Below are 20192 nucleotides of genomic sequence, written 5' to 3'. Positions count from 1 at the left end.
ATTTTTCGTGTCCAATTTTAATCCCATAAATAACGGAATACACGTTTTACTTTTGACATCATGCGGTCATCATTTTGATTATTATTGTTTTGATTACGAGTTTTTTGTTTCGCGGGTTGCTGTTGTACCGGCGTTGGTGCTGGTGCTGGTACTGGTTCAAAATGCTCTTGCTTTTCCTGCACATTTTTCCCACGTAATTTAGCTTTTTGATAAGAATGTTTAATTAATCCAACTCCACTTGTATATTGAGGCTCACGCACACCAATATAATCAGGAGTTGCTACACGAACATTTTCATGTAAAATATCATATGCAAGATCAAGAACACCTGGCATAGAAGCAATTCCGCCAGTTAGTACATAACCAGAAGCCACTTGCTTTACTCCTAACTTACGCACTTCATCTTGAACAAACATTAAAATTTCCTCTACACGAGCCTCTATTATATCCGATAATTCCAACTGAGAATATTGTTCTGTTTGATCACTTCCCATAATAGGAACCGTAAACATCTCTTCTTCAGATGCTGTATCATAAAAAGCATGTCCATATTTCAACTTAATTTGATCTGCATTTTCTGTTGAAGTTTTCAACCCAATCGCAATATCTTTCGTTATATGGTCTCCACCTAATGGTAATACGCTCGTCGCTTGTAACTCTCCATCTTTAAAAATAGATAAAGTTGTAGATCCTCCCCCCATATCAACAAGGGCTACTCCTCTATTTTTTTCATCTGAAGATATAGCAACTGTTGCAGCCGCTAAAGGTTGAAGACAAATATCAACAATTTCAAGACCTGCTTTTTCTACACAACGAAGTAGGTTATGTAGTAAAGTTCTCGAGCCTGTAATAAGTGTACCTTCCATTTCTAATCTTACACCGATCATCCCGCGTGGATCGTTAATCTCGTCAAGACCGTCTACGATGAACTGTCGAGGTACCACATCAATAAACTCACGTTCTGGAGCAATTGACACAACTTGTGCTGCATCTAGAACGCGTAAGACATCTTCATTCCCGATTTCACGATCCTCATTTGAAACAGCGACTACTCCGTGACAAGGAAGTAGCTGTACCTGGTTTGCATTGACACCTACTACAACTTGCTCAATGTGGATTCCCACCATGCGCTCAGCTTGTTCAATTGCTTTTTTAATTGATCGAACAGTCTCGTCTATATCAACTATCGATCCCTTCTTTAAACCATTTGATTTTACATTTCCAACACCAATAATGTTTAAGCTGTCATTAACCATTTCACCAATGATGACTTTAACATTGGATGTACCGATGTCAAGACTAACATATATTTCATTGCTGTTCATTCTTTGGCACCTCCTTCTTTATTTATACCATACAACTCAATATATGGAACAACAATCGCAACTTTACTATTTATAAGAAAAATATTCAACGTCTTTATACGTTTCCCTTTTTTAACCCTATATTTTTCTTATTTTTATTTAGCATTCAATTAAGAATATCGCAGTAAACTATGAATAACTGCTTATCTTGAAATAATTCTATTTCGAGTGTAAAGTTTACCGCCAAGTATAAGTCTACACTAAGATGTACTCATAGAAAAGTGAAACTTGTACCAATACTAGTATGAATCTAAGAATTTTTACATATTTTTCATCAAATGAACCATTCTTCTAAATTCGTATACATATAATAGAACATTCGTTTCGTTTTTTCTGCTATAAGCAACGAAAACTACCATTCTATTCTTTTTTTTCTTCCGCACCTAATTCTTTCGTATATGCACCTACTTCTAAGTCAATTAATACCTTCTTACCTGGCTCAATTGTTTTTAAAATAAGTGGATAGGCTTCCATACGTTTTGCGAAATTTTGAATCGTAGTGCTCACTTCATAACCTTCATTCATATATAAAGTAAGATGATCTTCATTCGCATTCGTTGGTGAATAGCGAATCTCCGAAATAGATTTTAAAATAGCTGGTGTTAATTTTTCTAGTTCAGCGATTAACTCCTTCATTTTCTCTTCTTTAAAAGGTTCAAAAATCGGTGCTGCAACAGGAAGTTTTCCATTAGGTAGTACATCAAGCGTTTTTCCATTTTCTAATAACGGTTGTAATTTTCCCTCTTTATTTATATAACCAATCGTTAAATATTCTTCGATATGAATATCAATCTTGTTTGGAAAACGTTTTTTTACATTTACTGCTTTAATTTCTTTTCGCTTCGTTAAGTTTTCTTCAGCTTTATGTGCTGTCACTCGGAAATAACTTGTATCATATGTCACGCCTGAATCCTTCATTACTTGCTCATCCGTCATATAGTGATTTCCAAACACACTAATCTTTTTTATATTACTAAGCGGAGACCGAAAATAAATTAAAAAGAGCACTAATAAAAATAAAATTGATATGTATAAAATCAATCGATGATTAACATTTTTTTTGTTTTTTTTCTTTTGATTTTTCAATTTTGGTACACGATCTTGTAGTTTAATCACTTTACTATTATTCATGTACGATCCCCCTATGTAACATAAAGAACGGCATGTTCCTCATGCCGTTCTTATCTTCTTATTATAACATAAATGATAATGAGCGGAACGAATAACCGTTATCTTCCAATGATTTCTACTTCTGTGTGCATATCTACATCAAATTTATCCTTAATTGTATGTTTTATTAATTCAATTAAAGACAATACATCTTGCGCTGAAGCTCCCCCGGTATTAACAATAAAATTGCCATGCATTTCAGAAATTTGAGCTCCACCAATCCTATAACCACGAAGCCCTGCTTTTTCTACTAAATCTCCTGCAAAATGTGGGATTGGATTCCGAAATATACTTCCTGCACACGGATGATTCCATGGTTGCGTTTCACGGCGGTAGTCTTTATTATTTTGCATGCTACGTACAATTTCTTCACGTTTTCCCGCCTGTAATTGAAACTCCGCCTCTAAAACAATACCAGGACGTTTCGTTTGCAATACAGATGACCGATAAGAAAACTCCAGTTCTTTATTCGTTAACCAGGCAATTGTACCGTCTTCAAACAGAATGAGAGCCTTCGATAATACACTCGATATATCCGATTTATGTGCACCTGCATTCATGTATACTGCACCACCGACACTTCCTGGAATACCGCTCGCAAACTCCAATCCAGCTAACCCTTGACGACTAAGTAAAGTTGACAATTTAATAAGAGGATATCCACTACCAACTCTTACCTTATGTTTTTCGACCTCTAAGTGATCTAATCCTTCTCCTAAACGAATAACAACACCTTCTATGCCTTGATCAGATACAAGAAGGTTTGAACCGCGACCAATTACAGTCCACTTCGTTTTGTATTGCTTTACTAACTGTAATGTTTTTTCAATACCGGCTACATGCTTTGGCACAATTAAAATATCCGCTGGTCCACCTATTTTCATAGTTGTATAACGTGCTAACGGCTCGTTAACTAAAACACGACCAACGTCTGCTTCTATAAGCTCATTTACTAATTGTTCCATAGACAATCTCCCCCATATTAAGTCTCCTTATGACAATAATATGCAGGGCGTTCACCTAACGTTATCCCCCTATTTACGGGCAGTACAGCTCCTAAATCAAAATTCGGCGATAACAAAGAAATTAGGCGGAATCAGGATGTCAGTAAACATCCGATTAGTGAAAGATAATAATCAACGAGAGAGAATCACTCCCCACTAATTAAAGCCTCACTTTATTTTTTTACAAGCTTATTCATTACTTCATACAGCTTATTTGCTGCATCTGGAATACCTAGTTGCTTAGCCGCTAGCTTCATATTTTGTAATGTTTGTGCATTCAATAAAATCTCATCAATATCACGAATAAGCGTTTCAGCTGTTAAATCTTTTTCAAGTAACATTTTTGCCGCTCCTTTATCAACAACTGAACGTGCATTCTTTTCCTGATGATTATTTGTTACATACGGACTCGGTATTAACACACTTGGTTTTCCTAACGCTGTTAATTCTGCAAGTGTTGTTGCCCCAGCCCTTGAAACAACAAGGTCTACACCAGTTAGTACCTCTGGCATATTATGAATGAACGGCTTAATAATAACATTGCTTGGGTTCCCTTTTTGCTTCACGGCTTCCATCACTTTATCATAATGTACTTCACCCGTTACATATAGTATTTCGTAGCTTTTGTTCCCAAACTGTTCAATTGCTTCAACGAAGGCATCGTTAATCGGTCTAGCCCCACGACTTCCACCAAATATAAGTACAGACTTTTTAGGAAGAGAAAGCCCAACTGAACGTTTCCCCTTCATTCCATTTTGATCCATTACCTCTGATGCTCGTGGATTACCTGTCATTACCACTTTTGACTCTGGAAAATGCTCTATAGCTGCTTCAAAACAAACAGCAACTTTATCAACATAACGGCTTAAAAACTTGTTCGTTACACCTGGTACACTATTTTGTTCATGTACAATAGTTGGAATACCTAATTTGGCTGCAGCGTATACAACTGGTCCACATACATATCCACCCGTTCCAATTACGATATCCGGATTAAAACGACGAATGTATCGTTTACTATCCTGTACACCTTTTAGAAAACGCATTACTGTTTTCACATTATCTAATGATATTTTTCGTTTAAATCCACTTATAACAATAGATTGAAATGGTATACCTGCTTTTGGAACGATTGTACTCTCTAGTCCATTTTCCGTACCAATATATAAAAATCTCGCTTCTGGATTTAACTTTTTTATTTCTCTAATTAAAGCAAGAGCTGGATAAATATGACCACCAGTACCCCCACCACTCACTAATACACGCACTACTAACTCCTCCGCTTCTCTTTTCTTATTTCCATTATACTTATTTCTATATACATATTGCATTTTTACACACATACGAAAAACCCTGTCTTATAAACAGGGTTTAGTAGCGAGAATGGCGACTTATATTTAATAATACACCTACTGCCATTAACATTAATGTCAAACTTGATCCACCATAACTTAAAAACGGCAAGGTAATACCCGTAACAGGCATCAGTCCTGTTACAACACCAACATTAATCATTACTTGAATCGCAATCATCGCCACAATACCTACTGCTAAAAACGTACCATATAAATCTGGCGCTCCTAATGCGATACGAATCCCGCGCCATAATAATAGACTAAATAATAATAACACAAATGAACCACCAATAAAACCTAATTCCTCGGATAAGATCGCAAATATAAAGTCAGTTTGTGGTTCAGGTAAATAAAGAAATTTTTGTCTACTTTGTCCAAGTCCAAGCCCAAATAATCCACCAGGTCCAATTGCAAGTAATGATTGGATAATTTGAAATCCACTCCCGAGCGGATCTGACCACGGATCTAAATATGATGTAATGCGTTTCATTCGATACGGTGCTGATGCAATTAACCCTACAAATCCTGCTACACCAATCAAACCAAACATTGCAAAGTGAAAGACTCTCGCTCCCGAAATGAATATCATAATGATACATGTCCCAACCATTACCGTTCCTGTCCCAAGGTCTGGCTGTAACATAATCATCCCAAAAGCAAGAAACACAAAACTAAGGGCCGGTAATAAACCACGTTTAAAAGATGTAATCAATTTTTGCCGTTCTGCTAAAAACTTTGCCAAGAAAATAATCATCGCAAACTTCATAAATTCTGACGGTTGAATCGAAAATGCTCCGATTCCAATCCAACTTCGTGCTCCTCCTCGAACAAGACCTACTCCAGGAATAAGAACGAGAATAAGAAGAATGAAGCAAACTAGCAAAATCACTTTTGAATACGTACGCCACACCCAATAATCAATTTTCATAATAAAAAACATAGCTACTACACCAAGACCCGCAAACAGTAATTGTCTTTTTGCAAAAAAGAATGAGTCCCCCATTTTATAAGAGGCCCAAACTGCACTCGCACTATAAACCATAATCATTCCGATTGTCAACAATGAAAGTGTTACGATGATGAGAATAAAATCAGGCGTTTTCTTCATTACCCACAAACACCACCTCTTTAGGCAGAACCTTTTGCCCTATGTAACAAAACATCAGTAGGTGTTAGCCTACTGATGTTTTGATTTACTTTATATAAGTTTATGCACAGCTTGTATAAAAATGTCTCCTCTTTCTTCAAATGTTTTAAATTGATCCCAGCTTGCACACGCTGGAGAAAGAAGAACAACATCGCCATCTTTAGAATGAGCATAAGCTTTCACCACTGCTTCATCTAAAGTATCGACACTTTCAATTATATCTAATCCCGCTTTTTCTGCCGCTCTTACTAGTTTGGGAGCTGTTTGTCCAAATGTTACAATCGCTTTTACATTTTTGAAATACGGAATTAAATCATCGAATTCATTTCCGCGATCAAGCCCACCTGCTAGTAACACAATCGGTTGTGTAAACGCAGATAGTGCTTTCTCAGTCGCTAACATATTCGTTGCTTTTGAATCGTTATAAAACTTACGGTTGTTAATCGTTGTTACATATTCTAAACGATGTTTTACACCCGTAAAACGTTTTAACACGACCGTAATTGCTTCATTAGAAGTACCTAATAATTTCGCAATACTCATCGCAGCTAAAATATTTTCTAGATTATGTTGACCAGGTAAAACGATATCGCTTACTTCAACAACTTTTTCACCTTTGAAATAAAGAGCGTTATCTTTTATACACGCGCCATCTTCAATTTCTTTCGTTGTCGAAAACAGGATTTTTTGACCTTTAGAATACGCAGACAAAGCCATCACATCTGCATCATCCGCATTTATTACACTATAATCATTTTCTGTTTGGTTTTTAAAAATATTTGCTTTCGCTAAACCATATTCTTTCTTCGTCCCATGATAATCTAAGTGGGCCTCAAATAAATTTAAAAACGCAGCAATTTTAGGTTGGAACAATTCTACTCCCATCAATTGAAACGATGAAAGTTCTGTAACTACAACTTCATTTTCTTTTGCATCCTGTGCTACTTCACACGCTACAGTTCCAATGTTCCCTGCAATTACAGGATGCTTTTGTCCTTCTTTTAGCATTTCAAATGTCAGCATTGTCGTCGTCGTTTTACCGTTAGACCCCGTAATCCCAACAAATGGTGCTTCTGAAATACGATATGCTAATTCAACTTCCGTAACAATCGGAATTTGCTTTTCTTTCGCAGCAACTAATATTGGATTAGAATACGGGATTCCTGGATTTTTTACTACAAGAGAAATATTTCTCTCTAATAATTCTAAAGGATGACCACCGCATACAACGTCCATTCCTTTTGTTTGTAATTCTGCAGCAAGTACATTCTCTGCTAAAGGCTTTCCGTCATTTACAATAACATTTGCCCCTAACTTTTGTAACAATGTAGCTGCTGCATAACCACTTTTTGCAATGCCTAATACAAGAATATTCTTATTTTGAAATTCAGTTACAGTTTTCAATTACATCCACACCCCGATATAAATTCCTAACACAGCTAATAAAAATCCTGCAGACCAAAACGTCACAACAACACGCCACTCTGACCAACCACATAATTCATAATGATGGTGTAATGGACTCATTTTAAAGACACGTTTTCCTGTTGTTTTAAATGAAATGACCTGAATGATAACCGATAAAGTTTCCATTACGAATACTCCGCCGATAATTACAAGTAGCAATTCTTGTTTTAATAAAATCGCTACAGCTGCAATGGCTCCACCTAAAGCTAATGAACCTGTATCTCCCATAAACACTTTTGCTGGATTCGCATTGAATACTAAAAATCCAAGTACAGCTCCTACAACTGCCATACAGAATATCGCCACTCCAAATTGCTCTTGTGCCACAGCAATAATACTAAATGCTCCAAATGCAATAGCAGCTGTTCCTGATAATAAACCATCTAAACCGTCAGTTAAGTTAACTGCATTTGATCCACCAATAAGCATAAATAGTACAAGTACGAAATACGCCCAACCTAATTCAAACTTAACATCCGTTCCCGGAATCATGATGTATGTGTGGAACGCTTGCCCTTTTCCAATTAAAAAGAATGCAATAGCAATAACAAGCTGACCTACTAATTTTTGTTTTGATGTTAAACCAAGATTTCTCTTCTTAACTACCTTTATGTAGTCATCTAAAAATCCAATCAAGCCGTAACCAAACGTCACTAATAGTAATAACGAAACCTCTGCACCTAAATAATTAAACTTAATCGCCATAATAAGTGAAGTTACCATCATAGATACGTATATGACGATACCACCCATTGTCGGTGTCCCTGATTTTTTTTGATGTGACTTTGGTCCCTCATCACGAATACTCTGTCCGAACTTTAATTTTCTTAAAAATGGAATAAACAATGGCGAAAGGGCAACAGAAATTAAGAATGCTACCCCAGCCGTTACTAATAAACCTTGCTCAAGCACATGTAGTCCTCCTCTCACGTTGTTACTCTTCGTTGCTTAAACGCCCTTTAATTGCTTCTTTAGCAACTTCACGATCATCAAAATGATGAACTTCTTTACCAATAATTTGATACGTTTCATGACCCTTACCAGCAATAATAATGATATCATCTGCTTTCGCTTTAGTGATTGCATGGTGTATCGCTTCTTTTCTATCAATAATCACTTCATAATTTTTCCCACTTGCACCATGTACCATATCATCTAAAATAGCCGCTGGATCTTCACTTCTTGGATTATCTGATGTGTAAATTGCATGAGTTGCATATTTTGTTGCAACACTTGCCATTATCGGTCTCTTCGTTCGGTCCCTATCGCCGCCACAACCAACGATACAATACACATCACCTTTTGCAAATTGTTTTGCAGTTTTTAATACATTTTCTAAACTATCCGGCGTATGTGCGTAATCAACAATAACTGTATAATTTTGTCCTCCATCAACAACTTCAAAACGCCCTGGAACCCCAGCTAGTTCTTTTATAACAGCAATGATTGTTTCTAATTTCACACCCGAAACAAGTCCTGCTGCTGTTGCTGCAAGTACGTTATATACATTAAATTTACCTATTAATTTCATCGTAACATTTACACTTTCATATGGTGTGACAAGCGTAAATGTAGTCCCGCCACTCGTCATAACGATATTTTTTGCCATAATGTCACTTGTTGTATCAATACCATATGTTACAACTGTTGCTGCAGTACTTCTCATATACTCTTCTGTTACATTATCATCGCTATTCAGCACAGCGTACTTTTCGCCATTATGATTATAACTATTGCCAAGCTGTGCAAATAGTAACCCTTTTGCATGTTTATATTCTTCCATCGTTTGATGATAGTCTAAATGATCTTGTGTTAAATTCGTAAACACCGCTACATCGTAATCACATCCGTGTACACGACCAAGATCTAACGCATGTGACGAAACTTCCATTACCGTGCTGTCCACACCTTGTTCAACCATTTTTGAAAACGTCTGTTGAAGTGTTAGTGCATCTGGTGTTGTATTTTTCACCTCAAATGTTTCATCACCGATTTTCATATTAATCGTTCCAATTAGCCCTGTTTTATGACCATGTGCTCGCATAATCTCATCCATAATATGCGATGTTGTTGTCTTTCCATTTGTACCTGTAATTCCGATTAAATGTAACTTGTGTGTCGGTTGACCATAAAAATAATCAGCTAAAACCGCTAACGAACGAAAAGTATTTTTCACAAGTACAACTGGAACGTCAACATCAATTGGTCTTTCCGCAACAATAGCAGCCGCTCCTTGTGCCGCTGCTTGCTTAGCAAAATCATGGCTATCAACCGTATATCCTTTCATACATACAAATAAGCTTCCCTCTTTCACTTTACGTGAATCAGCTTCTATAGATGTGATTTCTGGATTTTCTTTTGGAACAACTGGAAAATCATGCAAACATGATACAAGTGTATGCAACTTCATTTCACTAAACCCTCTCTACATTGTTTATTTATCTTTTTTCAGTAAGCAACACATTACCTCCTATATAAGGAGGTAAGTGCTACTGACCTATTTATGAATGAGACACTTACTGTCTCAAATTAAGTAACTGTTCTATAAAGAACTCACTTCCACCAATTGTACCATAAAACGTACTATGTTACCTTTAATTCCCGAAGTAAATTCTAATTTTTGAGCCTTCTTTTACTTTAGCTCCCGCTTCTGGTGATTGTTTAATTACTTTCTCTCCATCTCCACTTATATCAAGCTTCAAATCGACGAGTTGTGTTTGTAAGTCTTTCTTTTTCATTCCAATTAAATTCGGAACTTCCACAGTTGGTGTATCGCCCCATTTATATTCTTTCTCAACTTGTTCTTTTCTCGGTTTCACTCCCATAACAGGAAGCGCATCTCGAAGGATATTCCCGACAATCGGAGCTGCTACCACTCCACCAAACTGTGTAACCCCTTTTGGATTATCAACAGCTACATACACAACAATCTCTGGATCATCCGCTGGAGCAAATCCGATAAAAGATACTATATAATTATTCTCTAAATATTTACCATCCTTCACCTTTTGAGCAGTACCCGTTTTTCCACCTACGCGATATCCATCAATATAAGCACCTTTACCAGAACCTTTCGCTACAACATTCTCTAATGCATAACGAACTTTTTCTGAAGTTTCCTTGGAAATAACTTTTCTTTTCTCAACAGGTGTCTTTTTACTAACAACTTGATTATTTTTCGGATCAATAAACTCCTTAGCTATATACGGCTGATACAATGTTCCACCATTTACAGCCGCCGCTACAGCTGCTACTTGTTGAATCGGTGTAACAGAAACCCCTTGGCCGAATGAAGTTGTTGCTTGCTCTACTGGACCAACTTTATCTAAATTAAATAAAATCCCACTGCCTTCACCTTGCAAGTCAATTCCAGTCTTCTGCCCAAAACCAAAATTACGAATGTATTTAAATAATCGGTCTTTACCAAGGCGATCACCAAGTTCAATAAATCCCGGGTTACATGAGTTTTGAACGACTTCTAAAAACGTTTGACTGCCATGACCTCCTGCTTTCCAGCATTTCAATCTAGCTCCACCTACTTCAGCTGCTCCATCATCATAAAACGTATCCTTCTCTAAGTCTACTAAATTTTCATTCAATGCTGCAGCTAATGTAATGATCTTAAATGTTGAACCAGGCTCATACGTACTCCATACAGGTAGATTTCTGTTATACACTTCTGGAGAGACACTTTGAAAATCCGCTGGGTCAAAACTCGGTCGACTAGACATCCCTAAAACTTCACCATTTTTAGGGTTCATTGCAATCGCAATCATACCGTCAGGATTATAAGTTGACTCCGCAATATTCATTTCTCTTTCCATAATCCTTGTAATACGCGCATCGATTGTTAATCCTAAATTTAAACCGGCTTCTGGCTTTTTGAAATCATCACCAACATTAGGCATCCTTTGTCCTTTCGCATCTGCAAAAAAACGCACATGACCTTTGTCCCCATTTAGCTCTTTATCATAATATTTTTCTAGTCCCATAAGACCTTGGTTATCGCTACCTGCAAAACCTAATACATGTGATAAAAAGTTTCCAAATGGATAGTACCGGATAGAATCCTCTGCGATATACACGCCCTTCAGACTTAATCCTCGTACTTCTTTCGCTTTGTCATGTGATATTTTCCTTCCGCCTTTATCTAACCTTACAATCGATTCTTTTTTTGTAATCCTTTTATAAATCTCATCTTTTTCCACACCTAATACTGCAGCTAACTTCTCTGCAGTCTCTGCTGGTTTTTCAATTTGCCTCGGTACAACAAAGACAGTTGGAGCACTTTTATTCGTGGCAAGTTCCACACCATTTCGGTCTAAAATTTTCCCACGTTCGGGTTCAAAAGTAATATTACGACTCCATGAATCTTTCGCACGATCCGTTAACATATTCCCAAGAAAAAATTGCACATATCCAAGACGAATATCGATAATCGTGAAAATAAGTATACCTGATATAAGTATAAAAATAAGTCGTTTTCTAACTGTTACATTTGATACACGCATATCGGAACAAGCCTCCCTTACGCCTAGCTTGTTCCAATATATGCTTGTACTTATTTAATTAGAACTTATTCTCTTTTACCATTACGGCTTTTCTGCTTCTTGCTGTGGTTCGAGTGGCGGTACGAGTGTGACACCTAATTCTGTACCAGGTTGTAATAATGTTCCTTCCGCCACACTTTGTTCTGTTACGTATCCTGTACCAGAAGGTTTCAAGTTAAGCTGTAATGTCTTCGCTAAATTCATAACATCACGCAGTGCCCATCCTTGTATATTTGGCATTGTAGGCTTATCTCCTACCAAGAAGACTCGGTCGCCTTTTAATGTTTGTTCAGTCGCTTTTGGTACTTGTTGCTGTACTTTCCCTTCACCTAGTACGATTGGACGAAGTTTTGCTTTATCAATCGCTTTCCCCGCTTCAGCCATCGTTTTACCATTTACATCCGGAACAGTAGTTTGTTGTTCTTTCAGATGTTTTTTCGGATCTTTCACTTCATTTGGCTTAATCTTTAAATACTCTAAACTATTTTTTGTTACATATTTAAAAATATCAGCTAACGGTTGTGCACCGTTCTCATCATCTTTTAATTTCGGCTGTTTAACAGCTACATACACAACAAGTTGTGGATCGTCCATTGGTGCCATACCTAAGAATGAGAATATATAATTCTGTCTCCCTGTCATATAGCCGCCTTTTCCATCCGGAATTTGCGCTGTACCTGTTTTACCACCAACTGAATATCCATCAATTTTATAAGCTGTCCCTGTACCTTTCGGAGATGTAACAACACGTTCTAATAATTGTCTTACTTGCGCTGCTGTTTCCTTTGTAACAGGTTTTCCTACTTCTTCTGGCTTATGTTCTAATTTTACTTTGTCTGTTATCGGATCTACAATTTTATCAATTGCATAAGGTTTCATCATTTTCCCATCATTTGCAATGGCCGTTGCAGCTTGTACAAGCTGAATTGGTGTTACAGTGGAACCTTGTCCAAAAGCTGTTGTCACTTGTTGTATTTGCTGATCAAATAAAATTGTATTCGATCCTTCACCTGATAAATCAATGTTCGTTTTTTCATCTAATCCAAAACTATGAATATATTTTCGGAAACGTTCTGGACCAAGTTTTTGATCTCCTAAAATTGCAAACGCTACGTTTGAAGAACGCTCTACCCCTTCATCAAACGTGATAGAGCCCCAACCAGCACCACCGTTATGATCTTTTATTTTCCTATTTCCGACTTGATATGTCCCGGACTGATAATAATCTTGGCCTTTGTACACACCTTCATTAATAGCTGCCGCTAACGTGAAAATTTTCATTGTTGATCCAGGTTCAAATGCATTGGCAATTGCGTCATTATAAAAGTATTTATTATTCTCTATGTTCGGATCATAACTAGGTTTACTAGACATTGCTAATATTTTCCCCGTTTTCGGATCCGCCACAATTCCAATTAAACTTTCCGGCTCATAATGTTGACTCGCCGATTTCATCGCGTCTTCTAAATAACTTTGAATACGTTGATCCATTGTCAAATATACATTATCTCCATTTTTAGGTGCCTTCACATTCACTTTCCCACCGTCAAGAGATACCCCCCTACGATCACCTGTATAAGCTACCTCTCCATTTGAAGCTCCTAAATATTTATCCAAACTTTTTTCTAATCCAAATTGACCTACTGCAATTCCATCTTCATTCGGTTTCGCATGCCCTATAACATAAGATGCGAAATCACCATTTGGATAAACTCTCGCATTTTCCGTAATAAAAGAAACCCCTGGCAATTTCAATGCTTCTATTTGTTCTTTCTTTTCTTTCGTCAAGCCCTTACCTATCTTCCCAAATTCCACTTGACTTTTATCTTTATTTAACGTCGCTAAAATATCCTCTTCGCCTTTTCCAAGTACTCCTGCAATTTTCTTTGCATTATCTTCTTTATTCTCAACTGAGTTAGCACCTTTTAGTGCAGCTACCATTTTGTAAGAGTTTGCGTCTTGCGCTAACACATGACCGTTTTGATCATAAATGGTTCCTCGGTTCGCTTCAAGAACTCCTTTTTTACTATGCTTTTGTTTAGCAAGTGCATCTAAATCCTGATTATGAACTGTTCCTGTTGATTGTATGTAAAAAAATCGGGCTAATAACAGCAAAAAGAGCAGGAGGAAAAATATCATAAAATAACCTGCTCCCTTATTGGTATGAAATTTAGTCATATTCTTCTTCATCGTTCCTTCACACCTATTGCCTTATTTGAGGCCTTTCACATTATTCGCATTAATTTCTAGCCCGTGTTTTTTTGCAACTTCAGCGATTCGTTCATAGCGACTTAACTTCTCTACTTCAGCTTGTAATTCTTGATTTTCTTTTTGCTGCTGTACAATTTTTTCTTCTATCGTCGCTGCTTCTACATTAACTTGATAAAGGCCTGCTTTATTTCCAATAAACGCGACACAGGCATACAATAAAAAGCCAATAAACGCTACATACAACAGTTTTTCGATTCTTGTAATTTTCGCTTTAACCTTCGGCTTAGCCATCTGCTGTGGGGGCGTTTGAATTTGCACCTCTTCTTGCGCTTGTTGTTTGTACTTTACAGCTAAATTAGTCATACCTCTCTCTCCCTTTTATCGTTTTTCAGCGATTCTCAACTTCGCAGAACGCGCACGATTATTTTCTTCTAGCTCTATATCAGAAGGTAAAATCGGTTTTCTTGTAATAAGCTTTAATTTCGGCTTAAATTCATCAGGAATAATCGGTAATCCTGGCGGCAATTGTGGCGTTGTACTATTTCGCTTAAACGTTGTTTTACAAATACGATCTTCTAATGAATGGAATGTTATAACACTAACCCTTCCACCTGGCTTAACCATCTCAATAGCAGATTCCAATGCTTCTTCAAATACTTTTAATTCATCATTTACAGCTATACGAATTGCCTGAAACACTCGCTTAGCAGGATGCCCACCCGTTCTACGAGCTGGAGCCGGAATACCTTCTTTAATTAGCTCTACTAATTCTCCTGTCGTTTCAATAGCTTTATTCTCACGATAAGCTTCAATTTTTCTTGCAATTTGTTTTGAAAATTTCTCTTCACCGTATTGGAAGAAAATCCTTACAAGTTGTTCATATGACCAGCTATTTACAACATCATACGCTGTTAATGGGGCATCTTGATCCATCCGCATATCTAGCGGTGCATCATGATGATAACTAAAGCCTCGTTCTGGTGTATCTAATTGTGGGGATGAAACACCTAAATCAAATAAAATACCATCTACTTCTGTTATACCTATTTCCTGCAGTTTTTCAGCTAAATAACGGAAGTTACTCTTTACTGTTATAAACTGTTCACCGTATGAAGAGAACTTTTCTTTCGCGTTTTGAATCGCTATCTCATCTTGATCAAACGCTATTAATTTTCCACCTTCAGTTAATTGGGATAATAAATAAGAACTATGTCCTCCTCCCCCCAGTGTACAATCTACATATGTACCATCTGGCTTTATATCTAAGCCGTCTACTGTTTCCTTTAAAAGCACTGTTACGTGTTTAAACATTGTTGCACCTACTCTTTTTCCAATTAATTATGTTGAATGTATCCCTTCCTCTAAACACATATTTCACGCTTAGAGAATGAAATAATACGAAAGAACGACTCATTTAACTTACCAACAAAGGCAACATACTATACAAATCGCTATTTTCTTTTATTATATACTAAATTTTATCATCTTTTGCGGGAATTTAAATAAAAAACTGTCGAAAAAGCGAATAATACGTTTACATTTTGTGCTATTTTGTCATATATTTAAGTATCCAATACAATTGCCATATCTAACATTTTTTGATTGATAATTCAGAAAAAAATCACTTCACAGTAAATTCAACGGAATAAAAATAAAATCCTGCTCCAAAGAGCAAGATTTTATAGTTTTATAACATGATGTTTTCCATCCCAAGAAAAAGGGTTTTCCATTACACGATCAACGAAATCCAAACCAAACTGATTTAAATAATAACATACATTCCACACACGTTCTTGCGGTGCACCTAATGGACGAAGTGCGAATTGTATACGGCGGAATTTATTTAGCTGAACCTCATACTTTTTCTCAACATTTCTTTTCAACATTCTTTCCAACAGTTCAATTTGTTCATTAATTTTCAATTCGTTTTTCCCTGCAAACGCACCTAACCCTGGCTCTATTTTCTTTACAAATTGCTGTAAAGATGTATGAATATCGGCAATTTCTTTTTTCGCCTTTTCAAAATGATCATCAATCGGTTCCTCTATTTGATTAGACAACCAGTTTTCACGCAGTTTATCGACATCATTTAAAAACGGATCAATTTCTCTCAATTGCAGATCGAATAAATCTGTCGCTATATCTCTCTCCACATAAGTAATTGTAAGACGAGGAACGACAGGTGGCATTTGAAAACCGACAGTATGGAATACTTGTTGTAATTCACTCCAATAAGCTAATTCCCCTGGACCTCCAATAAATGCGAGCGTAGGAAATACATACTCTTGCATAAGAGGACGTGTTACAACATTATTACTAAAACGTGCCGGATTTCTCTCCATCTCTTCAATCAACTCTTCGTATGAAAAGGAATGCGCCCCATCCTTTCCAACAAACTTACCTTGATGCTCTTCAAGCAATACTCGTTCATTATCTATTTCCATGAATATATGCACTGCATGAGACTTCGTTTCAATAATCGGTTTGTATCCTAGTTCTTTAATTACTTCCTGCTGATTACGAAGGCCCTCTTGTACCTCTTTATACTTACTTATAATTCGCTTGAAAAATGGAATTTCTAACTTTCTTAATTCAGGATGATGTGAATCAACAAGGATTAAACCAGAATTAGCAAAGATTTTCGTAATAAGATGAGCAAAGAAATCTACATACGTATTCGATTTTTTCAAGGCATCATCAACAAATTTTAATACATCTTTTGTAAAATTTGTTTCTGGGTATGTTTTAAAAATCTCTTCAATCCAATTTCTACAATCTTCAACAGAAAGTTCAGACTCAGAAGCACTTGCCTTTTTCGGATTACGGTCATAAAAAATAGTTTTTTTCATCTTTTTATTTTTCGCTACAAAAGTATGATTAATCTCATCCATATCATGGTCTTCACCCGCAATCCAGAAGACAGGGACAACTTTAACTCCTAAACTTTCTTCCTTTTCCTTTGCAAGCTGTAAAATTGAAATAACTTTATGAATTGTATAAAGCGGTCCAGTTAATAACCCCGCTTGTTGTCCAGCTATAACAACATATGTATTTTCATCTCCAAGCGCTTTTACATTTTGAAGTGTAGATTCTCCCGCTTGTAATTTTGTATTATATTCTAATAAATGCGCTACTAAATCTTGGCGGAAAAACTCCCTTTCACGCAAATCATGTAAACGTTGTTTAAAAGCATCTTCTGTTAACATATAATCAAAACATGACTGTATCTCTTTTTTACCGTTCATATAGTCCGCTACAATACCTTGTTGCGGAACAGAGATTTCTTTTATCTCCATATAATTCTTCCTTTCGTATCCAGTTCTCTCACCAATCCACATTGTAGTCAATGTTTCACGTAAAAGCAAAGAATAACACTTATACTCTTGTTTCTAAACCTTTTATTGCATCGAACAAAAATTGAAGTGTCGGAACTGGTCGTTGCTGTTTCTTAGCTTCTTCTAATACATATCCAACAATCGCATTAATTTCCGTCTGTCTACTCGCTCTTACATCCGCTAGCATAGAAGATGTATTACGAGACGTTCCTTCACACACATTTCGTACCATTTGCCATACCATTTCTTTTTCTCCTCTAATAAGAAATGCTGCCTCCTGAAACACTTGCTCCATCATTTGATAAAAAAAACGATTCGTGATTAATTCACCATTCTTAACTCCCAATAGTGCTGTCAACGGATTGATACATACATTTACTACTAATTTTTTATGCATAATCTCTTCCCAATCCGTTTCTATTTGAACTGGAAAATAAGCAAAAGGAAAATAATTGAATATTTTTTTCAAATGTATAGATTGACCACAAACCACTCCAAATTTTGTTATCCCTATCCCAGTATGATGAACGATATGCCCTCCCTCTTTTTTCGCACCATGTTCTACAATACCAACAGCTATATTTTTACTCCCTATGTTCAGCATCTTTTGAAGATGCGACATTCCGTTTTGCAAAAAGATTAATGATGATGCCCCTTCCACAAACGGTAGTACGTCATCTATATGATATTGCTTCACAGCAATAAATATATAATCTAAATTTTGCGCTACCATACTTTCTATCGGTAAAACAGATGGATATACTGTTTCACATCTTCCATCTCTAATACAAGTTACACCTGTTTCATTTAATTCTTCAGCTTGCTTAGCTGTTCTTGTAAACAACGTAACATCTTGGTTATTTTTTTGTAAATAAAATGTATACAATAGACCAATAGCACCTGGTCCGACAATTCCAATTTTCATTTTTACACAAGGAATTCACACTAAGTGCCCTTGCCTTCCCCCCTTTATATCTTTTTAAAGCACCTGAGTACGCCCTATAATTCCGCTGTCCTCTGCCCAACAAATATACTCTCATTTTTCACTATGTATGTACCACCTATTAATACGCTTCTACTCTTAGTTTAGCAAATCCTCAAAAAAATAAAAAAAGAAATATACTATCTTCTTCATAAAAATAAAAAAATGAGTTATACTATTATTGTAAATATTTTTACTTTTCTGCATTCAACGAGACAAGAAAAGGATGTGATGTAATGGGATTCCCAAAAGTTGAGCGCTTGCTCATCAATTATAAAACGTTAGATGAATTCAAAAAATTTAAAGGGTGCGGAGCCCAGGAACTATCTATGCTGGAAGAATTACAAGCAAACATTATTGAAAACGACAGTGAATCTCCATTTTACGGTATTTATTATGGCGGATCACTAATCGCACGTATGAGTCTATATATGAAAAGAAACGGTGGAGAACCATTCGAAATTACAGGTCCCTACCTAGAACTTTATAAACTTGAAGTATTACCAACTTTTCAAAAACAAGGATTCGGGCAAATGCTTGTAAATCATGCGAAACAAATGCAATTTCCTATTAAAACGATAGCACGTATTCATTCAGCTGGTTTTTGGGATAAATTAAATTTCAACCCCGTATCAGTAACTGATGGAGATTTTTATATTTGGCAGCCAGAAGCAAATTTGAATGCGGTTACAAACGAAGAATCGGCTTAAGAAATAAAAAAACAGCTGTATAACAGCTGTTTTTTATTTCTTAAGCTTCTCTAACTTCTCATTCGAGCGAGCATTGTTTCTTTCCGCTACCATTACACTTCTTTTTTGATCGATATAATCAAGTAGTGTTCTATACTCTTCTTCATATACTGATAATCGCTCCAGAAGACGCTCTCTTTCTGTTTGTAATGATTCAACTTGTTGTTGCAACACCGTTAAAGAGTTTTCATCTTTATAATTTTGCAAGAAATCAATAACATCATTCAACGTAATTGACGTAGGTTCTAACACCTTTGTCTCTTTCACTTCATAATTTTCTACTTTACGAAGTTGCTTTGCTTCCTCAATACGTTCTTTATATTGCTTTCTTACGTAAGAATTCCATCTAAACCCACATGCTGCTGGTGTACGAGATAAATTTTTCCCCACTTCCTTAAAGGCAGAAAGTTGTGTTCCACCTTCTCGAATATGCCGGAGTACTACTTCTGCCAGAAGCAAATCTTCATCATCAGTCCAAGCATCTTGTCTTGTTGTCGCCATCTCTCTAGTCCTCCCTATGCATTTTTTATTAAGCATATGCAGTTACTAGAAAAGATAGAATACAACAACTAAAGATTAAGACAAAAAAAATAAACGCAGAAGATATCTTCTGCGTTTATTTTCCCGCAATTACTTGCTGATTACTTCTTTACCTTTGTAAGTACCGCATGCTTTACATACACGGTGAGCTAATTTCGCTTCACCACAGCTTGGGCACTCTACCATACCAGGTACTGATAATTTGAAATGCGTACGACGCTTTCTTTTTACTGTTTTAGAAGTTCTTCTAAAAGGTACAGCCATTCTTCCCACCTCCTTAAAAGAAATAGTTATTTTCATATGAAGGCCTGAACCAGT

The 20192-nt window shown here is 36.4% G+C and carries 17 protein-coding genes; 1 reads left to right on the top strand and 16 read right to left on the bottom strand.

Translation table 11 applies throughout. The features are described 5' to 3' along the window. Positions 1-17 precede the first annotated feature (17 nt). The 14 genes from ftsA to panE all read right to left on the bottom strand — a co-directional run bounded on the left by ftsA (position 18) and on the right by panE (position 18528). Positions 18-1325 (bottom strand): cell division protein FtsA, encoded by a 1308-nt coding sequence (gene ftsA / locus AU379_RS04810; RefSeq protein WP_001087557.1) that lies wholly within the window; start codon positions 1323-1325, stop codon positions 18-20. A gap of 399 nt (positions 1326-1724) precedes the next feature. Then, entirely contained in the window at positions 1725-2495 is a 771-nt protein-coding gene (divIB, locus tag AU379_RS04805) for a cell division protein DivIB (protein ID WP_001065789.1), read from the bottom strand. A gap of 98 nt (positions 2496-2593) precedes the next feature. Further along, positions 2594-3499, bottom strand: coding sequence for a UDP-N-acetylmuramate dehydrogenase (gene murB / locus AU379_RS04800; RefSeq protein ID WP_000437021.1), 906 nt, complete (start codon positions 3497-3499; stop codon positions 2594-2596). 212 nt (positions 3500-3711) lie between these two features. Further along, positions 3712-4806: an undecaprenyldiphospho-muramoylpentapeptide beta-N-acetylglucosaminyltransferase gene (murG, locus tag AU379_RS04795; protein WP_021728036.1), complete on the bottom strand. Its 1095-nt coding sequence runs from the start codon at positions 4804-4806 to the stop codon at positions 3712-3714. Positions 4807-4909: 103 nt separating this feature from the next. Continuing rightward, on the bottom strand, positions 4910-6001 hold the full coding sequence (spoVE, locus tag AU379_RS04790) for a stage V sporulation protein E (RefSeq protein ID WP_000753520.1): 1092 nt from the start codon (positions 5999-6001) through the stop codon (positions 4910-4912). Positions 6002-6091: 90 nt separating this feature from the next. Next, positions 6092-7444 carry a UDP-N-acetylmuramoyl-L-alanine--D-glutamate ligase gene (gene murD / locus AU379_RS04785; protein ID WP_061138978.1) on the bottom strand — a complete coding sequence of 451 codons (1353 nt, stop codon included), beginning with the start codon at positions 7442-7444 and terminating at the stop codon, positions 6092-6094. Further along, positions 7445-8419 carry a phospho-N-acetylmuramoyl-pentapeptide-transferase gene (gene mraY / locus AU379_RS04780; protein WP_000893060.1) on the bottom strand — a complete coding sequence of 325 codons (975 nt, stop codon included), beginning with the start codon at positions 8417-8419 and terminating at the stop codon, positions 7445-7447. A 22-nt stretch (positions 8420-8441) separates the two neighbouring features. After that, on the bottom strand, positions 8442-9917 hold the full coding sequence (gene murE, locus AU379_RS04775) for a UDP-N-acetylmuramoyl-L-alanyl-D-glutamate--2,6-diaminopimelate ligase (protein ID WP_000766319.1): 1476 nt from the start codon (positions 9915-9917) through the stop codon (positions 8442-8444). 184 nt (positions 9918-10101) lie between these two features. Beyond that, the gene (locus tag AU379_RS04770) at positions 10102-12018 is read right to left on the bottom strand and encodes a stage V sporulation protein D (protein ID WP_001266237.1); all 1917 of its coding nucleotides are present in this window, start codon (positions 12016-12018) and stop codon (positions 10102-10104) included. A gap of 81 nt (positions 12019-12099) precedes the next feature. Then, a complete protein-coding gene (locus AU379_RS04765) occupies positions 12100-14196 on the bottom strand; it encodes a penicillin-binding protein (RefSeq protein WP_061139504.1) in 2097 nt (698 codons plus the stop codon). Positions 14197-14268: 72 nt separating this feature from the next. Next, positions 14269-14631: a cell division protein FtsL gene (gene ftsL / locus AU379_RS04760; RefSeq protein WP_000182804.1), complete on the bottom strand. Its 363-nt coding sequence runs from the start codon at positions 14629-14631 to the stop codon at positions 14269-14271. Between the two features lie 15 nt (positions 14632-14646). After that, positions 14647-15579 (bottom strand): 16S rRNA (cytosine(1402)-N(4))-methyltransferase RsmH, encoded by a 933-nt coding sequence (gene rsmH, locus AU379_RS04755; RefSeq protein ID WP_000472508.1) that lies wholly within the window; start codon positions 15577-15579, stop codon positions 14647-14649. A 368-nt stretch (positions 15580-15947) separates the two neighbouring features. Then, positions 15948-17564: a bacillithiol biosynthesis cysteine-adding enzyme BshC gene (gene bshC, locus AU379_RS04750; RefSeq protein ID WP_000403027.1), complete on the bottom strand. Its 1617-nt coding sequence runs from the start codon at positions 17562-17564 to the stop codon at positions 15948-15950. 79 nt (positions 17565-17643) lie between these two features. Beyond that, entirely contained in the window at positions 17644-18528 is an 885-nt protein-coding gene (gene panE, locus AU379_RS04745) for a 2-dehydropantoate 2-reductase (RefSeq protein WP_000690047.1), read from the bottom strand. 293 nt (positions 18529-18821) lie between these two features. Here panE and AU379_RS04740 point away from each other — a divergent pair, with 293 nt between their 5' ends. Then, positions 18822-19295: an N-acetyltransferase gene (locus AU379_RS04740; protein WP_000506695.1), complete on the top strand. Its 474-nt coding sequence runs from the start codon at positions 18822-18824 to the stop codon at positions 19293-19295. Positions 19296-19328: 33 nt separating this feature from the next. Here the strand turns inward: AU379_RS04740 and AU379_RS04735 are convergent, their stop codons facing one another. Continuing rightward, entirely contained in the window at positions 19329-19835 is a 507-nt protein-coding gene (locus tag AU379_RS04735) for an RsfA family transcriptional regulator (RefSeq protein ID WP_000246468.1), read from the bottom strand. Between the two features lie 129 nt (positions 19836-19964). Further along, positions 19965-20138 carry a 50S ribosomal protein L32 gene (gene rpmF / locus AU379_RS04730; protein ID WP_001984764.1) on the bottom strand — a complete coding sequence of 58 codons (174 nt, stop codon included), beginning with the start codon at positions 20136-20138 and terminating at the stop codon, positions 19965-19967. Positions 20139-20192 lie beyond the last annotated feature (54 nt).

Origin of the sequence: Bacillus sp. JH7 (assembly GCF_001563515.1) — a bacterium.
Lineage (GTDB): Bacteria > Bacillota > Bacilli > Bacillales > Bacillaceae_G > Bacillus_A > Bacillus_A cereus.
Note: the sequence above shows the minus strand (reverse complement) of the source record. Positions and strands in the feature narration are given on the sequence as shown.